Raw genomic sequence first — 19,375 nt, forward strand, 5'->3', positions numbered from 1 at the left:
CAAAAGAAAGCAGAAGAACAAAAGAAAGCAGAAGAACAGAAGAAAGTAGAAGAACAGAAGAAAGTAGAAGAACAGAAGAAAGTAGAAGAACAGAAGAAAGTAGAAGAACAGAAGAAAGTAGAAGAGCAAAAGAAAGCGGAGTAACTGCTTTAGTGAAACAGCCGGAAAACAAGAATGTGGTGTAAGAGAGAGTGAACGAATAAGCAAGACTAGTAATATTTATACGAGTGTGAGGGAACGTTAGCCCTCACCTCTTTATTTTTCTTTTTTCTTATAGTATTAAATGATTTGAGTGTGAAAAAAGATATAAATCATCATTATTTTTTCTGAAAAGTCTAAATAATATTGAGAAATAAAAATAACTGAAAATATTAATAAATATGTGTTGTGTTTATACAGTGTTGTTCGTTATAATGAACATAAGGTTTTTAAAAAAGAACACATATTAGCTAAGCTAATATAGTTTTCTTTACATCTCTTATTGAAAAATAAGTGATAAAAATATAAAAAAAAGCTAGGGGGAATTGATTGTGAGTCTGAAAAAGAAATTAGGTATGGGAGTTGCATCAGCAGCATTGGGGTTAGCTTTAATTGGTGGAGGAACATTTGCATTCTTTAGCGATAAAGAAGTATCAAACAATACATTTGCAGCTGGGACGTTAGACCTTACATTAAACCCTAAGACGCTTGTAGATATTAAAGATTTAAAACCAGGGGATTCTGTTAAGAAAGAGTTCTTATTACAAAACAGCGGTTCGTTAACTATTAAAGATGTTAAATTAGCAACAAAGTATACTGTTAAAGATGCAAAAGGTGATAATGCTGGTGAAGACTTTGGTAAGCACGTTAAAGTAAAATTCCTTTGGAACTGGGATAAACAAAGTGAGCCTGTATACGAAACAACTTTAGCAGACTTACAAAAAGTTGATCCAGATCTTTTAGCTAAAGATATCTTTGCTCCTGAGTGGGGAGAAAAGGGTGGATTAGCAGCTGGTACAGAGGATTATCTATGGGTACAATTTGAGTTTGTAGATAATGGAAAAGATCAAAATATCTTCCAAGGTGATACATTGAATTTAGAATGGACATTCAATGCTAACCAAGAAGCTGGGGAAGAAAAATAATAAAAAAGCGGGTATCCCCCGCTTTTTTTTATAAAGAAAAAGAAGTGCTACTTGTAAGCACTTCTTTCTATTTATTATTTTGCTTCCACTTTGTAAATTCAAGAAATTCACGAAATTGTTCTTTGGAGACACCAGAGTTCATTGCATCTTTAACGAGTTGTGTCCATTCGGAGTCTAGGTTAGTTTCCTTTGTTGTTTCATCATGAAGTAAAGTATCAACTGGAATTTGTAGAACTGCTGCGATCTTTTCAAGAAACTGAATGGAAGGGTTTTTTTGTAAATTTCGTTCTATAGAACTAATGTAAGATTTAGCAACGCCAGCTTTTTCGGCAAGTTCAGTTAATGAAATACCTTTTTGTAAACGAAGGCGTTTTATACGTTCTCCAATCATATTTGCGCACCTTTCTATCAATATGTAGTTGTCTTATGATGTCATTATTATAACATAAACTTCGTTAAAAAGAACAAACCTATTGAGCCTGACTGGATGGCTTCATACGTTGGAAAAATTGCTCGATGTCTTGCATGGCGATACCAGCATCTAGAGCTTCAAGTATTAAATCAATCCATTCTTGATCCAGTGCGTCTGTCTTATCTTTGTACAAATGTAATTCCTCCCTAATTATCGGTCATAATTGCTGCTACAGAATACATGATAATGAAATCCGATTTTGTGTTTTATATAGTGAATTATCAAATATTGTGTAGATGAAACAAAGATAAAATCCCCATTAAACTCCCTCTATGGAAATTATAAATTGTTCGATAAAAACTTTCAATATTTTCAGAAAACATTGTTGAATTGTGATATATTCGTATGCTAACTATGAAATTTTTACAAATATATTAAAAACATTACATAATATGACTAAATATTGAAAAAATATAGAATTTTTAATAAAATTCAATTTGTAATACATATTATTTATTAGGGGAGGAAATATGGGATGAACAAGAAACCGTTCAAAGTTTTGTCATCAATCGCTTTGACAGCTGTATTAGGTCTTTCATTCGGAGCTGGCACTCAATCTGCATATGCTGAAACGCCTGTGAATAAAACAGCTACGAGCCCAGTTGATGATCATTTAATTCCGGAAGAACGTTTAGCAGATGCGCTAAAAAAACGTGGGGTAATTGATTCGAAGGCTTCAGAGACAGAAACAAAGAAAGCAGTCGAAAAGTATGTAGAGAACAAAAAGGGTGAAAATCCTGGAAAAGAAGCAGCAAATGGGGACCAGCTTACGAAAGATGCATCCGACTTTTTAAAGAAAGTAAAAGATGCGAAAGCAGACACGAAAGAAAAATTAAATGAACCAGCAACAGGGACACCTGCAGCGACAGGCCCAGTTAAAGGCGGACTAAATGGTAAAGTGCCAACTTCTCCAGCAAAACAAAAAGACTATAACGGTGAAGTTCGTAAAGACAAAGTACTCGTTTTACTTGTAGAGTACGCTGACTTTAAACATAATAATATCGACAAAGAGCCTGGATATATGTATTCTAACGATTTTAATAAAGAACATTATGAAAAAATGTTATTCGGCAACGAGCCATTCACATTAGATGATGGAAGCAAAATCGAAACATTTAAACAATATTACGAAGAGCAATCTGGTGGTAGTTACACAGTGGACGGAACAGTTACAAAATGGTTAACAGTTCCTGGTAAAGCTGCTGATTACGGTGCAGATGCTGCTAGCGGCGGCCATGATAATAAAGGACCAAAAGGGCCACGTGATTTAGTAAAAGATGCATTAAAAGCAGCTGTAGATAGTGGTATTGATTTATCAGAGTTCGATCAATTTGATCAATACGATGTAAATGGTGATGGAAATAAAAATCAACCAGATGGTTTAATCGATCACTTAATGATTATTCATGCGGGTGTTGGACAAGAAGCAGGCGGTGGTAAATTAGGCGATGATGCAATTTGGTCGCACCGTTGGACAGTTGGACCAAAGCCATTCCCAATTGAAGGTACACAAGCGAAAGTTCCATATTGGGGCGGAAAGATGGCAGCATTTGACTACACAATTGAACCAGAAGATGGAGCGGTTGGTGTATTCGCACATGAATATGGTCACGATTTAGGTCTTCCAGATGAGTACGATACACAATATAGTGGTCAAGGTGAGCCGATTGAAGCTTGGTCTATTATGAGTGGCGGAAGCTGGGCTGGTAAAATCGCTGGAACGACACCAACGAGTTTCTCACCACAAAATAAAGAGTTTTTCCAAAAAACAATTGGTGGTAACTGGGCAAATATCGTAGAAGTAGATTACGAGAAATTAAATAAAGGTATCGGTCTAGCGACATATTTGGATCAAAGTGTTACGAAATCAGATCGACCAGGTATGATCCGTGTTAACTTACCAGATAAAGATGTTAAAACAATTGAGCCAGCATTTGGTAAACAATATTATTACAGCACAAAAGGTGACGATCTTCATACGAAGATGGAAACACCGTTGTTTGATTTAACGAATGCAACGAATGCAAAATTTGATTTCAAGTCATTATATGAGATTGAAGCAGGTTATGATTTCCTTGAAGTACACGCTGTAACAGAAGATGGTAAACAAACGTTAATTGAAAGACTTGGCGAGAAAGCAACTAGTGGAAATGCAGATTCGACAAATGGAAAATGGATTGACAAATCATATGATTTAAGTCAATTCAAAGGCAAGAAAGTAAAATTAACATTTGATTACATTACTGATGGTGGTTTAGCATTAAATGGATTCGCTCTTGATAATGCTTCATTAACAGTAGATGGTAAAGTAGTATTCTCTGATGATGCAGAAGGTACACCACAATTAAAATTAGATGGTTTCGTTGTATCTAACGGAACAGAAAAGAAAAAACATAACTACTATGTTGAGTGGAGAAACTATGCTGGGGCAGATAACGCGTTGAAATTTGCTCGCGGTCCAGTATTTAACACTGGTATGGTTGTATGGTATGCAGATTCAGCTTATACAGATAACTGGGTTGGTGTACATCCAGGACACGGTTTCCTTGGTGTTGTTGATTCTCATCCAGAAGCAATTGTTGGTACTTTAAATGGTAAACCAACAGTTAAGAGCAGTACACGATTCCAAATCGCTGATGCTGCGTTCTCATTCGACAAAACGCCAGCTTGGAAAGTTGTATCTCCAACGCGTGGAACATTTACGTATGATGGCTTAGCAGGCGTACCGAAGTTTGATGATTCTAAAACGTATATTAATCAACAGATTCCAGATGCAGGACGTATTTTACCGAAGCTTGGTTTGAAATTTGAAGTAGTAGGACAAGCTGATGATAATTCTGCAGGTGCTGTTCGTTTATATCGTTAATACAGTAAAACTACCGAGAGATTTTCTTTCGGTAGTTTTTTTGTGAGCAATGAATTTTATATAGCTGAAAAAGTCATATATAATGTAACTTTAAGAATAGAAATTTGTTATATATGAAGTCTATATAAATAATGAAAGAATTGGATGAAAATAGTGGGAGAAGGTGAGTGAATGAGTATTTCCTCTATTGTAAGTAGGCAAAAGGAATATTTTTTAAAAGGGCATACGAGAAGCATCGAAATAAGAAAGAATAATTTGAAGAAGCTTTATGAAGGCATTCAGCATTTTGAAGAAGAAATATTTCAGGCGTTGAAATTAGATTTAAATAAGTCAGTTCACGAGTCGTTTACAACGGAAGTTGGATATGTATTAAAAGAAATTTCCTTTCAATTGAAACATATGTCATCATGGAGTAAACCGAAGCGAGTTCGAACAGCACTCACTCATTTTGGATCAAAAGGAAAAGTAGTGCCAGAACCGTATGGTGTGACGCTTATTATTGCACCGTGGAACTATCCTTTTCAATTAGCAATTGCACCACTTGTAGGCGCACTGGCAGCTGGAAATACAATCGTTTTAAAGCCGTCAGAGTTAACGCCAAGCGTTTCAAAAGTGCTTAAGATAATGTTAGATGAATTATTCCCAGAAGAGCTTGTAGCGGTAGTAGAAGGTGGCGTTGAAGAGAGTACATCTTTGCTGAGGGAACCATTTGATTATATTTTCTTTACTGGTAGTGTTGGCGTTGGAAAAGTTGTAATGGAAGCAGCAGCGAAACAGTTGACGCCGCTTACGTTAGAACTTGGCGGGAAAAGTCCTTGTATTGTACATAAAGATGCAAAGATAGAGATGACAGCAAGAAGAATTGTTTGGGGTAAGTTTTTAAATGCAGGGCAGACATGTGTAGCGCCTGATTATATGTACGTGCATTCTTCCGTGAAAGAACAGCTAGTTGAGGCACTGCGACATGAAATTACAGAGCAGTATAGTAAAGAACCTTTGCAAAATGAAAATTACGTGCGTATTGTAAGTGAGCGTCATTTTGAACGATTATGTGGATTTTTACAAGATGGTCAAGTCGTAATTGGTGGAAACTATGAGAAAGATACATTACATATTGAACCGACAGTACTAGCGGATGTTACATGGCAAGATGCTGTTATGGAAGATGAAATTTTTGGTCCGATTTTACCAATCATAGAGTACGACAATATAGAAGATGTAATTGGCACAATCCAGCAACATCCGAAGCCGTTAGCGTTATATGTATTTTCGGAAGATAAAGAAGTACAAAAGAAAGTGACGAGTAATATTTCATATGGTGGAGGCTGTATTAATGATGTTGTCTACCATCTTGCCACGCCATATTTACCTTTTGGGGGTGTTGGAAGTAGTGGATTAGGGGGTTATCATGGGGAAGAAAGTTTTCGGACTTTTTCACATTATAAAAGCATTTTAGCCCAATCTACAGCATTCGACATGAAAATTCGTTACTCTTCTACAAAAAGTGCTTTAAAATTCATACGAAAGTTGTTAAAATGATGATGGTGTTTATCAGTAGGCGTAGCCGTATGATAATAGCCCCTTCGCAATGGAAGGGGTTTTTCTGTTCGACGTTATGTATCATGCGAAAATGAATCAAACATACTACATAAAGAATAGAAACGAACGCTTGCTAAATAACCATTTTTGTTTGGATCGAAACAAAAAATAGTCTATAGAACATAAATATTTATTCATGAATATAAAAATTTAAAATTTAAGGTAGATAGGACGGGAAAATGAAAAAGATTATTAAAGTTGAAGCAGTTGAAAAACATTTTGGAAATCAAGTGATTATCCCACCTCTTTCTTTAGATATTAAAGAGGGAGAGTTTTTAACAATTTTAGGGCCGAGTGGCTGCGGGAAAACGACTTTACTTCGTATGATCGCAGGATTTGAAACTCCAACTAAAGGGAATCTTTTATTAGATGATGAAAGAATTAACGATTTGCCGCCATATAAGCGTCATATGAACCTAGTGTTCCAACATTACGCACTATTCCCACATATGACAGTAGAGAAGAATATTTGTTTTGGTATGAAAATGCAGAAAGTATCAGCAGCAGAGCAGAAAGAGCGTGCTGAAGAGGCAATGCGTTTAACGCAGTTACTTGAGTTCCGTAATCGTAAACCTGCTAAGCTTTCTGGTGGACAACAGCAGCGTGTTGCAATTGCAAGAGCGATTGTAAATAATCCGCGTGTATTACTATTAGATGAGCCACTTGGAGCGCTTGACTTTAAGTTACGAAAAGACTTGCAACGTGAATTGAAAAACTTACAACGTAATTTAGGAATTACGTTTATATACGTAACGCACGATCAAGAAGAAGCAATGAGCATGAGCGATCGTATCGTCGTTATGAATAAAGGACATATCGAACAAATTGGAACGCCGAAAGAAATTTATAATAAGCCGAAAACATTGTTCGTTGCGACATTCATCGGTGAAAATAATATTGTGAAAAATGGGGAAGGCTATGTAGCAATTCGCCCTGAAAATGTGAAAGTACGTTCGGTTGAAGAACCAATTTTAAAAGAATACCATCTTGGACATATTGAAGATATCGAGTTTGTCGGAAATATGGAGAAGCTTTATGTACGTGATGAGAAAACATCAGAATTACTAATGGCATATCAAACTGCTGAAGAGGCAGCGCAGTGGAGCATTGGAGATAATGTATATGTAGGCTGGGAGCAAGAGGACGAGGTGACCTTAAATTGAAAAAAGGGAAATTACTCGCACTACCTACAGTCGCGTGGCTGTTAATTTTCTTCCTAATCCCGCTCGTATTCGTATTAGGATTCGCCTTCATGCAGCGCGGAGCTTACGGGACAGTAGAAATGCAATTTACGCTGGAGAATATATCCCGTGTGTTTGATCCATTGTACTTAGGAACGTTATGGGAAACTGTTAAGATTGCAGTTATTACTACAGTAATATGTTTATTAATTGGTTATCCATTTGCGTATACAATTACAATTGTTGACCGCAAATATCGTTCTATTCTTTTATTATTGGCAACGATCCCGTTTTGGATTAACTTTCTTGTTCGTTCATACGCATGGATTGTTATTTTACGTTCACAAGGTCTTGTGAATACGTTGTTATTAAAACTCGGCATTATTAGTGAACCGTTAAATTTATTATATAATACGCCTTCTGTAATACTCGGAATGGTCTATTCTTTATTACCATTTATGATTTTACCAGTGTATGCAGCAATTGAGCAGCTGGATAAGCGTAAGCTAGAAGCGGCTTATGATTTAGGAGCAACACCAATAAAGGCATTTTGGAATATAACAGTGCCGATGACAATGTCAGGAATTGCGACTGGTTCTATTTTAGTATTCGTTTCTTCTATCGGAATGTTTGTTGTATCAGACGTGATGGGCGGATCGAAAGTAGCATTAATCGGAAACGTTATTCAAAACCAATTCTTAGGTGCACGTGACTGGCCGTTTGGATCTGCGTTATCGATTATCGTTGTTCTATTCTCTGTTCTGTTAATTTACTTATATTATCGTGCAACGAAAGTATATAAATATAATGAGAACGGAGGGGAATAGGCAAAGATGAAGAAGTTTTTAGTTTCTTATTCTTGGTTAATTTTGTTATTCTTGTATTTTCCAATGATGGTTTTAATGGTCTATTCTTTCAACGACTCTCGCATTAATGCGGAGTGGGAAGGTTTTACATTCCATTGGTATACAGATTTATTTCAAAAACAAGATGTTATTGATGCATTTGTAAATAGTATTACGATTGCAGTTATAACAACGATTGTGACAACGGTACTTGGTGTATTCTTTGCGATTGCTTTACATCGTTATAAATATCGTTTCGAAGGGGCTATTAATGGCCTTGTATATTTACCAATTTTAATTCCTGATATTTTAATGGGATTATCTTTACTAATTCTTTTCAGTCAGCTGGGAATGGAACTTGGACAAACAACGATTATTATTGCACATATTACATTTAGTATTTCGTTTGTTGTTGTTATTTTAGCTGCGCGTCTTTCAAGTATGGGACGTGACTTAGAAGAAGCTGCAAATGATTTAGGAGCAACGCCTTGGCAAACGTTTCGTTTTGTAACGTTCCCAGCAATTGCACCGGGAGTTATTTCAGCAGCATTATTAACATTCACATTATCAATTGATGATTTTGTAATTAGTTTCTTCGTATCAGGACCAGGATCAACAACATTGCCATTATACATTTACAGTATGGTTAAGCGCGGAGTATCACCAGAAATTAATGCTCTTTCTACAATTTTAATTGTTGCTATCGTAGGATTAATGGTTCTATCTGAAATCTTCCGTAACAAAGGTGCAGATGGTGAAGAAAACTCTGGAGGACACCTTCCTTTATAATACGAACGATATAGAAAGTACGAGGGGGTAATAAACCGATGAAATTAATGAAAAGAATAGCTGGCGCAGCAATTAGCTTTAGCCTTGTTGCTGGTGTGCTTGCTGGTTGTGGTGAAAAGAAAGAAGAATTAAATATTTATAGCTGGGCTGACAATTTTGATGAGCAAGTGCTAAGAGATTTTGAAAAGAAGTATAATGTGAAAATTAACTATGATAAGTACGCAAGTAACGAAGAAATGCTTGCGAAATTACAAGCTGGTGGCGCAAAGTATGATTTAATTCAACCATCTGATTACATGGTTAAAACAATGGCAAAAATGGATTTATTAGCGCCGTTAGATAAAAAGAATATCCCAAATATCGAAAACATGGTTTCTAATTTCAAAACACCTGCGTTTGATCCAGAGAATAAATATTCTTTAGTGTACACTTGGGGTGTAACAGGGATTGCATACAATAAAAAGTATGTGAAAGAAGCACCTACAAGCTGGGCTGACTTATGGAATGAGAAATATAAAGGACATGTAACGTTATTAAATGATTCCCGTGAAGTATTAGGAGTGGGTCTTAAGAAGCACGGGTTCTCAAACAGTACAAAAGAAGATGCAGAGTTAAAGACAGCAGCAGATGATTTAAAGAAGCTGCTTCCAAACTTATTAGCATTTGATACAGATAACATTAAACAAAAATTCATTACAGAAGATGCTTGGATCGGAACAGTTTGGTCTGGAGATGCAGCATTTATCGCAAAAGATAATAAAGATGTAGAATACGTTGTACCAAAAGAAGGCGGCACAATTTGGGCTGATACGTTAGCAATTCCAAAAGGTTCAAAACATAAAGAGCTTGCTGAGAAGTTTATGAACTACTTACTTGATGAAAAAGTAAGTGTGAAAAACTACGAGTCAATTGGTTACAGTAATCCAAATGAAAAAGCTCATCCTCTTCATAGTAAAGAATACCGTGATAATCACATGATTTTCTTAACGAAAGAAGAGTTAGATCGTACAGAATGGCTTGTTGATGTAGACGATAAGTTAAAAGACTATGATCGTTACTGGACAGAGCTAAAAACAAAAGGTAAATAAGTAAGAAAATGCGGTTTCTAAAGTAGAAATCGCATTTTTTCATAGTAGGAGGAAATCGTTTGAAGAAGAAGTTACATCAGTATGAGGTAATATGTATCGGTTTATTATTTGCTGTATTTAGTATTGTTGCTTGGCGCGTACATGCAGGTGGCGTTACAGTAATGGATACATATGTCCGCGGATTAGTAAAAGGGCTACAAACGGAAAGTTCCCTTACATTTTTCTCGTACTTTACAAAATTGGGGTCAGGAATTGGGATAGCTGCTACGCTCGTTATAAGTTTGCTTGTTTTTTGGAAGAAGCGTTATTATGCCGCGATGATTGTGTATCCAATGGGAATATTAATAACACATCTTGTGAATAAAGGGATAAAAGAGATTGTAAAGAGAGAACGTCCGTCATTAAATGAAGCGTTAGATGCACTTGGATATAGTTTTCCTAGTGGACATGCAATGCTATCGATTATGACATTTGGATTTCTTGCTTATATCATTGCTGCTAATTTGAAAAGCATAGCTGGGAAATGTGTCATAACGATTTTGATGGGTATAGTAATCCTATCGATTGGATTAAGTAGAGTCATTTTAAATGTACATTACCCAACTGATATTTTAGCTGGTTACTGCGTAGGTGGTATTTTGTTAGTTATCGCTATTTACTATCATCGTTTACTTACTGAGAGATTGGGGCTTAATAAAGAGAGATAGAAAAAACGCCTGGAAAAACTATCATTATAGTGTTCCTAGGCGTTTTTTGTTTGTATAAAGATATGATACAGTATAAGTGACAATTGAATTATTTAAAGTAGGTGAAAATGTGTGAAGACAAATGTTCATAAAGTTGATAAGTGGGGGAAGTTAGGAGCTTTTTTGTATCAATTTCGTTATACAGTAATTGTAGCGTTACTGTTGCTTGCAATCGCACTTGGGATTTTTGCTCCAAAGCTACCGGGAGTATTAGGTGGTGACGGTTTCCAAACGGAAGGCGACTATCAAAAAACAAAAGAAATTTTAGATAAAGATTTTAAGAAGTCTCAAGATACGCTTCTGCTCGTTTTTGAGAAAAATAAAGATGCTTCGCATGAGGAATTTAAAAAGCGAATAGATGAAATTGTAAAGAATGTTCAAGAGAAAGAGAACTATGAATCTTTCCATCACCCAATCCAAAATAAAGAAATGCTACAAGATGACATCGGTTATGCGACAATTTTATTTTCCGGGAAAACAAATAAAGAAAGAATGGAAAAGACATTACAATTTGCTAATGAGATTGAGAAAGAAAGTAATGTAGCATTAAAAGTAACACCTACAGGATTTCCGAAAATTAATCAAGAGATTAATGAAAGAACGCAAAATGATTTAAAAGTAGCAGAAATGATTGGATTACCAATTGCGTTTCTTGTATTACTATTTTCGTTTGGTAGCCTTTTGGCATCAATTTTACCGATTTTGAATGGAGCGCTTAGTGTTATTAGCACGATGGGTATATTGTATTTCATCGGTGTGGATAAAGAACTATCTATTTTCGTGTTAAACGTTGCACCGATGATTGGACTTGCACTATCTATTGATTTTGCGCTATTATTTGTGAACCGTTTTCGAGAGGAAGTTGCTAAACGAACGGTAAAAGAAGCGATAGCAATTACATATCAGACGGCAGGACGTGCAATTGTATTTTCAGGATTATGCGTATTTGTTGGGTTATCCGGTTTGTTTTTCTTTAAGATAGATTATATTCAATCTGTCGCAATTAGCGGAATGATTGTTGTGATTATGAGCATTTTATTCTCACTCACACTTCTTCCAGCGTTATTATCGTTAATCGGTAAAAAAATATTAAAAAAGAATCAAGTAGCACATACGCCGGCAAAAGCATGGCGTAAATTTGCACAATTTGTGATGAAACATCCAATTGCAATGATTGTTGTTGTTACAACATTTATTGTTATTTGCTTATTACCGTTACGTACAGCTAATTTGCAGTTCCCTAGTGTTGAAGCTTTACCTGAAAAGAGTGATACAAGGATTGCATATGAAAAGTATGAAGAAGCATTTAATAAAACTGTCAAAACACACGCTGATGTTACGTTAGTTGTAGAGACGAAAAAAGATATGAAAGAAAAAGAAAGTCTACAAAAGATAGAAGAAGTCGTCCAAAAGTTAAAAGATGATAAGAAAGTATATGAAGTAAGAAGTTTATACGACGGGTTAACTGGAATGAAAGCAGATCAAGTTGCTGGAATATTGCAGTCGCCAGAAGCAGCAAAACTAACTCCTGTATTTGAAGCATACACAAAAGGGAATAAGACGACGATAGAAGTCTTTTTGAAAACAAAACCACGTACAGAGACTGCAAAACAGTGGGTGCGTGACTTTAAAAAGAACTATAAAGAAACGAATGTTACGTATTATTTAGGCGGAATGACGACGTTTCAACAAGAATTAGAAGATGAAATTAAAGATAAAGTTGTAATTGGTATGTCTGTTATATTTGGATCGACCTTTGTTATATTATTATTTGCATTCCGATCTATACTCATTCCAATTAAGGCAATTATTATGAATATACTTAGTTTGAGTGCAACCATTGGAATTGTTGTTTGGTTATTTGAAGGTGGTCATTTCGGTTTAGAAGCGAGTCCGGTTCTGTTTGTCTTACCAATCTTCATTTTTGGTCTCGTATTTGGGCTTAGTATGGATTATGAAGTATTTCTTATTTCACGTATTCACGAGCTCTATGAAGAAACAGGAGATAACGATCAAGCAACGTTAGAAGGGCTCGTTTCAACAAGTAGAATCATTACATCAGCTGCATTAATTATGATTGTTGTAACGGGTGCATTCGCATTTACTGATATTTTACCAGTAAAGCAGATGGGGCTTGGCGTGGCATTAGCAATATTTCTTGATGCAACAATTATTCGTCTTATGCTCGTTCCAAGCTTAATGAAGTTATTTGGAGACTGGAATTGGTGGCTACCATTTCGAAAAAAACGAGAAAAATCATCGTAAAAAATGCTCATCATATTGATGAGCATTTTTTTATGAATAGCAAGACCTACATTTTGCAAATAGTATGTGATAAGAACATTACATACAAGTAGGTGAAGGCAATGTTTCGTTATTTTAAGTTTAAGTTAAATGATACAGTACAGTTTGCAGAAAACGATGGGCATATGTATCGCATTGTCGGTTATCGGTTAGAAAAGGGATTTTATCCAAAAGATGAATGGACTCATATCATTTATGAACTACTTAGAGAATTTGACGGGTATACGATGGATGCAGAGGAGGAAGAACTTGTAAAGGTCGTTCAAGTAGAGGATGAGTATTACAAAATACAAGAAGTATCAGGTTATCGTTATCCAGTAAAAATGAAACAAAAACAACAAGTGATGAAAATAGAAAGGATGGACGATTTATTAGATGCTTACAATGACTATAAAAGGTTGGCGGATTTCTTTAAAGATTTATCGTATGAACAAAAAGCTGAAGAAGTATTGTTAGAAATGAAAAGACTTAGAGCTTGAGGGGCAGTCTATTATAAGACTGTCCTCTATTTTTGACGGTGCACCAAAGTGTGTTTTCCGTTACAATGAGAGAATCAATAGAAATAAGGTGATAAACAGTATGGAAACAAAGAAAAAGGGCGAATGGTGTGAAATTACCGTTCCAGCTAAATGGAATGGTATAAGTATTGAATCGGTATTAAAAGTAGAATGGGAAATACCGAAAAAGCTATTACATCAGCTTCGTATGGAAAAAGGTGTTACGGTTAACGGAGAACAAAGAAGATGGAATGAGCTTTTAAAAGAGAACGATAAGTTACAAGTTCATATGTTTGCGGAGGAAGAGTACGGTGTGGATCCAGAATATGGTGAATTGCATGTAGTATACGAAGATGATCACGTACTCATCGTAAATAAACCAGAGAAAATGGACACACATCCTGCTGAAAAAGGTGGAACCGGGACGCTTGCAAATCTTGTTGCTTTTCATTTTCAAATGCAAGGTTTAGAGACGAAGGTGCGTCATATTCATCGTTTAGATAAAGATACGACAGGTGGTGTCGTATTTGCTAAGCATAGAATTGCTGGTGCAATTATGGATCGTTTATTAGTGGAACGAAAAATTAAAAGGACGTACGCAGCGCTCGTTGAAGGGAAAGTAAAGAAGAAACAAGGAAAGATTGATGCTGCTATCGGAAGGGATCGCCATCATGCTACAAGGCGTCGTATTTCTCCAAAAGGTGACCAAGCTATCACATATTATAAAGTAGAAAAGTATTTTAAGAAGCAAAACACGACTTTCGTAACGTTACAATTAGAAACGGGTAGAACACATCAAATTCGTGTTCATATGAGTCATAATGGTAATCCATTAGTTGGGGATGTATTATATGGTGGACAAACAAAATATATGTCCAGTCAAGCATTGCATGCGATGAAGATAAATTTCTTACATCCAATTACGAAAGAAGCGATTGAAGTTGATGTGCCGTTTCCTACAAAGTTACATAATAAAATAAAAGAATTTCAAAAAGAAAATGCGTAAAGTATAAGTTTTAACTTGAAAAAAGTAGATTTTTGCAGGGATTTCTCTAAAAGAAGCGAAGCCGTTAAGAGAAAAGAGAGGTGAGAATCACTTGATCAAATATAAGTATATACTGGGAATGTTTTCCACTTGTCTTTTACTTACTCTATTTCTCTATCCCTATTTACCAAATCGTATGGCAGTACATTGGAATGTAAATGGTGAGCCAAACGAATTTATGAGTAAACAAGTTGTTGTAGCATTTATTCCCTGTTTTATTATTTTTTCATATGGATTTTTGTATATTATTTCACATAATATATTTAAGTTTAATGAAAGAGAGCATGGTATTATAGGCGGATTTATAAAGAAAATTACGTTATTTATGTTGTTTATTCATATGCTTATCCTCTTTATTAATTTTGAGGATTTGATATCCTTTCAAACAGGATTAACGATTGGGATTAGTATGTTTCTTTTTATGCTGAGTAAAGAATTTAAGAAAATAAAAGGCAAAGAAAAAGAAAAAGACCCAATTAAATTACAAAAAATTTGTTTAGTGAGTAGACGGATTTTTCAAGTGATGGCATGTGGCATATTGTTTTCATTGTTTTTGAACTTAGAGTGGGGATTTTATGTATTGCTTAGTGTAATAAGCTGTGGATCTATGTTGTTTATGTTATATATTTTCTATTCATACATAATAGAAAGCTATGAAACTTAAAAAAGAGTCTTCTCATTATGAGAAGACTCTTTTAATCTATTTACTTCGTAATAAATTGTTGTGTCCAGTAGTTGCCGCTTTCTACATAACCAACACCGATGTGAGTGAAGCCGTTATTTAAGATGTTTGCACGGTGTCCAGCGCTGTTCATCCAAGCTTGTACTACTTCTTCAGGTGTACGTTGACCTTGAGCGATGTTTTCACCTGCAGATGTATAAGAAATACCAAATTTCTTCATCATGTCAAACGGAGACCCGTATGTAGGGCTGTTATGATCAAAGTAGTTGTTTTTTTGCATATCTTCAGACTTAATACGTGCTACTTTGCTTAATTCAGTATCGATTTTTAGTGCTGGTAAGCCTTGTTTTGCACGCTCAGCGTTTGTTAATTCAACAACACGTTGTTCAAACTCGCTTAAAGATTTTGCTTCTTCAGCAGGCTTTTGCTCAGCTGGTTTTTGTTCAGCAGGTTTTTGCGTATTGTTGTTTTCAGCAGGCTTTTGAGCTTCTGGTTTTTGAACTTCTTCAGCAGGCTTTTGCGTATTGTTGTTTTCAGCAGGCTTTTGAGCTTCTGGTTTTTGAACTTCTTCAGCAGGCTTTTGCTCGGCAGGTTTTTGCTCAGCAGGCTTTTGAGTTTCTGGCTTAGCTGTTGGTTGCTCAGTTACAACATTTTCAGTAGGTTGTTGACCAGGAATGAAGCAGTTTGGTTGGAAGTTTCCTTGTTGCCATTGTGCTAATGATTCAACTCCCATAGATTGTAAGAATGCTTGTAATTCTTGTTGGCTCATTTGCTTCATCATCACTTTTGAATGCTGAATATTTTGAACCTTTATGTTAGATGGTTGTACTGTTGCAGCTTGTGCATCTAGAGAAGATACTCCTAAAGTAAGAGCTGTTGCAGCAGCTACAGATAATAAAACACGCTTTTTCATGATGTGTGTCCCCCTATATAAAGTTTTAATTTGTTTTCACACGATTTGTTTTTGACAGCCTGTCTGACTGACAAATTCATCGTAGCATACAATTTGCGAGAAAAAAGATGGAAAAAAATTCATAGACTTTAAAATTACCTAATTTATCCTAAGAGAAGAAGGGAGCAAAAATAAGAGAAATATAGAGTATAAAAGGAATTTATAGTGTTTTTATACTTGGTTTTAAGAGGGGGTTTTTGGATAAAGTTACCTAAATAGAAAATGAAGAATCCTATTGTATCAATGGTTTGAGCGATTTTTTGAGGAATATAATGGATTGATTTTTACAAAACTGTAATGTTTCTGTTGTTCTTTTTTATAATAAAGTAACATATTTTTAATGTTGTAGCAGACAAAAAAGCGGCTATCTCTTTACATAGACGAAGGAGATAGCCGTTTTCCTATTATTACGTATGTTACGAGTTATTACGAGTTAGTTTCAATTGCTTCTAATAATAAATCCACAATGTGAATTCCTCTCATTTTATGAGAAAGCCCTTCTCGCTCAATGCCCAATTTCATTTGTAATAAACAACCTGGATTTGCAGTAACAATGGTTGCTGCGTCTGTTTCATGCACACGGTCCATTTTGTAATCTAGAAATTCCATTGATAACTCTGAATGAACAATATTGTAAATACCAGCAGAGCCACAGCAGCGGTCCGCATCTTTCATTTCTCGATATGTTGCACCTTGGATAGCTTCTAGTAACATACGAGGTTCAGAAGATGTGCGCATAACATTGCGTAAATGACAAGAGTCTTGATACGTAATAACCTGCGGCGTGAGTCGTAAGTCAGTTCGCTTATGGAAGTCTAGTTCTACTAGTATAGCAGTAATATCTTTAATCTTAGAAACAAACTGCTTAGCACGTTCAGCCCAATCCGGATCATCCTTTAAAAGATAATCATAGTCTACGAGGTAAGCTCCGCAACCACCTGCATTCGTAATAATATAGTCGATGTTTAAATCTTCGAATGCCTTTATATTTCGCTTTGCTAATTCTTTTGCTCCACTCTTTTCACCAGCATGTCCATGCAATGCACCGCAGCAACTTTGTGTTTTCGGGATAACGACATCACAACCAGCTAATTGAAGAAGTTTCATCGTTGCGTTATTTGTTTCTAAAAACATCGTATCCATTAAGCAACCTGTGAAGAATGCAACTTGTTTTTTCTTTGTACTTTCTGCAGGTAAAAATGAAGGACGATCTTTCATTGCTTTCATTTTTGGGACTTTCGGCAAAACGAGATCCATCGTTGCAAGTGTTTCAGGGAATAACTTCATAATACCTGTTTTATGTGATAGTGTTTGTAAACCAGAACGTTGATAAAATCCGATTAGTCCGGTTAATGTTCGCATTCGATTTTGATGGGGGAATAATCCTTCAAAAACGACTTTTCGAACAGCTTTCACTGGCATTGAGAATTTTTTATTTTGATTAATAATATCGCGAGCTTCTTCTAATAAATGTCCATAATTTACACCAGACGGACAAACAGGCTCACAAGCACGGCAACCAAGACAAACGTTTAATGTATTTTCAACATCTTCATCTGGATCGATTAAACCATCAACGACTGCTTTCATTAATGCGATACGTCCGCGCGGTGAATGTGACTCTTTATATCCGGATTGAATGTAGGTAGGACAAGTAGGTAAACAAAAACCGCATCGCATACAGTTTAGTAGCTCATCTTCACTTAATCGTTTTTTAAATTCCTTTTGAATATTGGCTTTATTTAATGTGGTCATCGCTCAACCACCACTCTTTTTCGAGTGTCTTTCGCGAACATTTTTCCAGGATTCATAATGTTATTTGGATCGAAAGCTTGCTTTATCCCTTGCATAGCTGCAATACCTTCTTTACCTAATTTCATTTCTAAATATGGAGCTTTCATCGCACCAACACCATGTTCACCGGTAATTGTGCCACCAAGTTCAATTGCTTTTGCAAATATTTCAGCAAAAGCTTGTTCAGCTCGGTGCATTTCTTCTTCATTACGAGCGTCTGTCATACAAGTTGGATGTAAGTTACCATCACCAGCGTGCCCAAACGTACAAATAGGAATATTATATTTTTTTGCAATGGCATTAATAGCTTCAACCATCGGAGCGATTTGTGAACGTGGTACAGTCGCATCTTCTAATATTGTAGTAGGCTTTAATCGTGCGAGCGCTGATAGAGCACTACGGCGAGCAGTACGAAGCGCATCTGCTTCTGTTTCATCTTTTGCAATGCGAACATCAACTGCATTCATAGAGCGGCAAACGTTAGCCATGTTTTCAATATCTCGATTGACTACTTCGGGCGGGCCGTCTTGTTCGATTAATAAAATTGCTTTTACGTCAGTTGGTAAACCGATTTGTGCAAACTCTTCTACAACTTCAATTGTCGGTTGGTCTAAAAACTCAAGTGTTGCTGGAATAATTTTATTTGCAATAATAGAAGAAACAGCACGTGCAGCTTCATTAATATCTTCATATAATGCAAGCATTGTTTTCTTTGTTTCAGGTATAGGAACGAGTTTTAATATAGCTTCTGTTACCACGCCAAGTGTTCCTTCAGAACCGATAAATAAACGAGTTAAATCGTAACCTGCTACATCTTTTGCTAATTTACCGCCAGTGCGAATAATATCACCATTTGGTAAGACAAGTTCAAGCCCCATTACATAATCACGTGTTACGCCATATTTCAAACCGCGTAATCCACCTGAGTTTTCGTTAATATTGCCGCCGATTGTAGAAATTTTCATCGAGCTTGGATCTGGTGGATAAAATAAACCTTTTTCTTCTACCGCTTTAATAATATCAAGTGTAATGACACCAGCTTGTACAGTAATTGTTAAGTTTTCTTCATCAATTTCTAAAATATTGTTCATATGGCGGAAAATAAGGACGATACCGCCTTCAAGTGGACATGTACCTGCGCAAAGGTTTGTTCCAGACCCGCGCACATATACAGGAATTTTGTGAGTGTTACATACTTTTAACACTTCAGCTACTTCATTTGTATTACGAGGAGCAATGACTGCATCAGGCATTGCTTGGAAGTTTGGAGTGGCATCATAACTATAAGTTAAACGCCCCATATTGGATGTATCTACATTATCTTCGCCAACAATAGATACGAATGAATGAATAATTTGCTTTTCTAACATTGGAAATCCCCCTCAAACTGT

The 19,375-nt window shown here is 35.9% G+C and carries 17 protein-coding genes; 12 read left to right on the plus strand and 5 right to left on the minus strand.

Going from position 1 to position 19,375, the window contains the following annotated elements; genetic code table 11:
- Window positions 1-530 precede the first annotated feature (530 nt).
- Window positions 531-1,124, plus strand: coding sequence for a biofilm matrix protein CalY (gene calY, locus ACTJJY_RS00465; RefSeq protein ID WP_000053714.1), 594 nt, complete (start codon window positions 531-533; stop codon window positions 1,122-1,124).
- Window positions 1,125-1,191: 67 nt separating this feature from the next.
- Here the strand turns inward: calY and ACTJJY_RS00470 are convergent, their stop codons facing one another.
- Window positions 1,192-1,515, minus strand: a complete 324-nt coding sequence (locus tag ACTJJY_RS00470) for a helix-turn-helix domain-containing protein (RefSeq protein WP_000578884.1) — start codon at window positions 1,513-1,515, stop codon at window positions 1,192-1,194.
- Window positions 1,516-1,594: 79 nt separating this feature from the next.
- Complete coding sequence (locus ACTJJY_RS00475) at window positions 1,595-1,729, minus strand: anti-repressor SinI family protein (RefSeq protein ID WP_000276219.1); 135 nt, start codon at window positions 1,727-1,729, stop codon at window positions 1,595-1,597.
- Between the two features lie 342 nt (window positions 1,730-2,071).
- Here ACTJJY_RS00475 and inhA1 point away from each other — a divergent pair, with 342 nt between their 5' ends.
- From inhA1 to ACTJJY_RS00530, 11 genes are all read left to right on the plus strand, one after another.
- Complete coding sequence (inhA1, locus tag ACTJJY_RS00480) at window positions 2,072-4,462, plus strand: M6 family metalloprotease immune inhibitor InhA1 (protein ID WP_097920404.1); 2,391 nt, start codon at window positions 2,072-2,074, stop codon at window positions 4,460-4,462.
- Window positions 4,463-4,633: 171 nt separating this feature from the next.
- Window positions 4,634-6,001 (plus strand): aldehyde dehydrogenase, encoded by a 1,368-nt coding sequence (locus tag ACTJJY_RS00485; protein WP_440604765.1) that lies wholly within the window; start codon window positions 4,634-4,636, stop codon window positions 5,999-6,001.
- Between the two features lie 239 nt (window positions 6,002-6,240).
- Window positions 6,241-7,224: a spermidine/putrescine ABC transporter ATP-binding protein PotA gene (gene potA, locus ACTJJY_RS00490; RefSeq protein ID WP_000720333.1), complete on the plus strand. Its 984-nt coding sequence runs from the start codon at window positions 6,241-6,243 to the stop codon at window positions 7,222-7,224.
- Window positions 7,221-8,069, plus strand: a complete 849-nt coding sequence (gene potB / locus ACTJJY_RS00495) for a spermidine/putrescine ABC transporter permease PotB (RefSeq protein ID WP_000715500.1) — start codon at window positions 7,221-7,223, stop codon at window positions 8,067-8,069. Before potA ends, potB begins: the two co-directional genes overlap by 4 nt.
- Before the next feature lie 6 nt (window positions 8,070-8,075).
- Window positions 8,076-8,876 (plus strand): spermidine/putrescine ABC transporter permease PotC, encoded by an 801-nt coding sequence (potC, locus tag ACTJJY_RS00500; RefSeq protein WP_000714190.1) that lies wholly within the window; start codon window positions 8,076-8,078, stop codon window positions 8,874-8,876.
- A 38-nt stretch (window positions 8,877-8,914) separates the two neighbouring features.
- On the plus strand, window positions 8,915-9,964 hold the full coding sequence (gene potD / locus ACTJJY_RS00505; RefSeq protein WP_440604766.1) for a spermidine/putrescine ABC transporter substrate-binding protein PotD: 1,050 nt from the start codon (window positions 8,915-8,917) through the stop codon (window positions 9,962-9,964).
- A gap of 59 nt (window positions 9,965-10,023) precedes the next feature.
- Window positions 10,024-10,671, plus strand: coding sequence for a phosphatase PAP2 family protein (locus tag ACTJJY_RS00510; protein WP_145959690.1), 648 nt, complete (start codon window positions 10,024-10,026; stop codon window positions 10,669-10,671).
- Window positions 10,672-10,782: 111 nt separating this feature from the next.
- Window positions 10,783-12,975 carry an MMPL family transporter gene (locus tag ACTJJY_RS00515; RefSeq protein ID WP_106822704.1) on the plus strand — a complete coding sequence of 731 codons (2,193 nt, stop codon included), beginning with the start codon at window positions 10,783-10,785 and terminating at the stop codon, window positions 12,973-12,975.
- A gap of 101 nt (window positions 12,976-13,076) precedes the next feature.
- Window positions 13,077-13,493 carry a hypothetical protein gene (locus tag ACTJJY_RS00520; protein ID WP_000490302.1) on the plus strand — a complete coding sequence of 139 codons (417 nt, stop codon included), beginning with the start codon at window positions 13,077-13,079 and terminating at the stop codon, window positions 13,491-13,493.
- A 100-nt stretch (window positions 13,494-13,593) separates the two neighbouring features.
- On the plus strand, window positions 13,594-14,517 hold the full coding sequence (locus ACTJJY_RS00525; RefSeq protein ID WP_440604767.1) for an RluA family pseudouridine synthase: 924 nt from the start codon (window positions 13,594-13,596) through the stop codon (window positions 14,515-14,517).
- A gap of 91 nt (window positions 14,518-14,608) precedes the next feature.
- On the plus strand, window positions 14,609-15,220 hold the full coding sequence (locus tag ACTJJY_RS00530; RefSeq protein WP_440604768.1) for a DUF1648 domain-containing protein: 612 nt from the start codon (window positions 14,609-14,611) through the stop codon (window positions 15,218-15,220).
- A gap of 40 nt (window positions 15,221-15,260) precedes the next feature.
- On the opposite strand, the gene ACTJJY_RS00535 is transcribed toward ACTJJY_RS00530, so the two are convergent.
- The 3 genes from ACTJJY_RS00535 to glcD all read right to left on the minus strand — a co-directional run bounded on the left by ACTJJY_RS00535 (window position 15,261) and on the right by glcD (window position 19,354).
- Window positions 15,261-16,151 carry a CAP domain-containing protein gene (locus ACTJJY_RS00535; protein ID WP_440604769.1) on the minus strand — a complete coding sequence of 297 codons (891 nt, stop codon included), beginning with the start codon at window positions 16,149-16,151 and terminating at the stop codon, window positions 15,261-15,263.
- A 465-nt stretch (window positions 16,152-16,616) separates the two neighbouring features.
- Window positions 16,617-17,945, minus strand: coding sequence for a (Fe-S)-binding protein (locus ACTJJY_RS00540; protein ID WP_440604770.1), 1,329 nt, complete (start codon window positions 17,943-17,945; stop codon window positions 16,617-16,619).
- A complete protein-coding gene (glcD, locus tag ACTJJY_RS00545; RefSeq protein WP_440604771.1) occupies window positions 17,942-19,354 on the minus strand; it encodes a glycolate oxidase subunit GlcD in 1,413 nt (470 codons plus the stop codon). Before glcD ends, ACTJJY_RS00540 begins: the two co-directional genes overlap by 4 nt.
- Window positions 19,355-19,375 lie beyond the last annotated feature (21 nt).

Source organism: Bacillus sp. 22475, assembly GCF_052044835.1.
GTDB lineage: Bacteria > Bacillota > Bacilli > Bacillales > Bacillaceae_G > Bacillus_A > Bacillus_A cereus.

Excerpts from the sequence above, each read along its gene's own strand:
- potA (WP_000720333.1), top strand. The coding sequence starts at position 6,241 with ATGAAAAAGATTATTAAAGTTGAAGCAGTTGAAAAACATTTTGGAAAT.
- ACTJJY_RS00525 (WP_440604767.1), top strand. The coding sequence starts at position 13,594 with ATGGAAACAAAGAAAAAGGGCGAATGGTGTGAAATTACCGTTCCAGCT.
- ACTJJY_RS00470 (WP_000578884.1), bottom strand. The coding sequence starts at position 1,515 with ATGATTGGAGAACGTATAAAACGCCTTCGTTTACAAAAAGGTATTTCA.
- inhA1 (WP_097920404.1), top strand. The coding sequence starts at position 2,072 with ATGAACAAGAAACCGTTCAAAGTTTTGTCATCAATCGCTTTGACAGCT.
- ACTJJY_RS00485 (WP_440604765.1), top strand. The coding sequence starts at position 4,634 with ATGAGTATTTCCTCTATTGTAAGTAGGCAAAAGGAATATTTTTTAAAA.
- potD (WP_440604766.1), top strand. The coding sequence starts at position 8,915 with ATGAAATTAATGAAAAGAATAGCTGGCGCAGCAATTAGCTTTAGCCTT.
- potC (WP_000714190.1), top strand. The coding sequence starts at position 8,076 with ATGAAGAAGTTTTTAGTTTCTTATTCTTGGTTAATTTTGTTATTCTTG.
- ACTJJY_RS00520 (WP_000490302.1), top strand. The coding sequence starts at position 13,077 with ATGTTTCGTTATTTTAAGTTTAAGTTAAATGATACAGTACAGTTTGCA.
- ACTJJY_RS00540 (WP_440604770.1), bottom strand. The coding sequence starts at position 17,945 with ATGACCACATTAAATAAAGCCAATATTCAAAAGGAATTTAAAAAACGA.
- ACTJJY_RS00535 (WP_440604769.1), bottom strand. The coding sequence starts at position 16,151 with ATGAAAAAGCGTGTTTTATTATCTGTAGCTGCTGCAACAGCTCTTACT.
- glcD (WP_440604771.1), bottom strand. The coding sequence starts at position 19,354 with ATGTTAGAAAAGCAAATTATTCATTCATTCGTATCTATTGTTGGCGAA.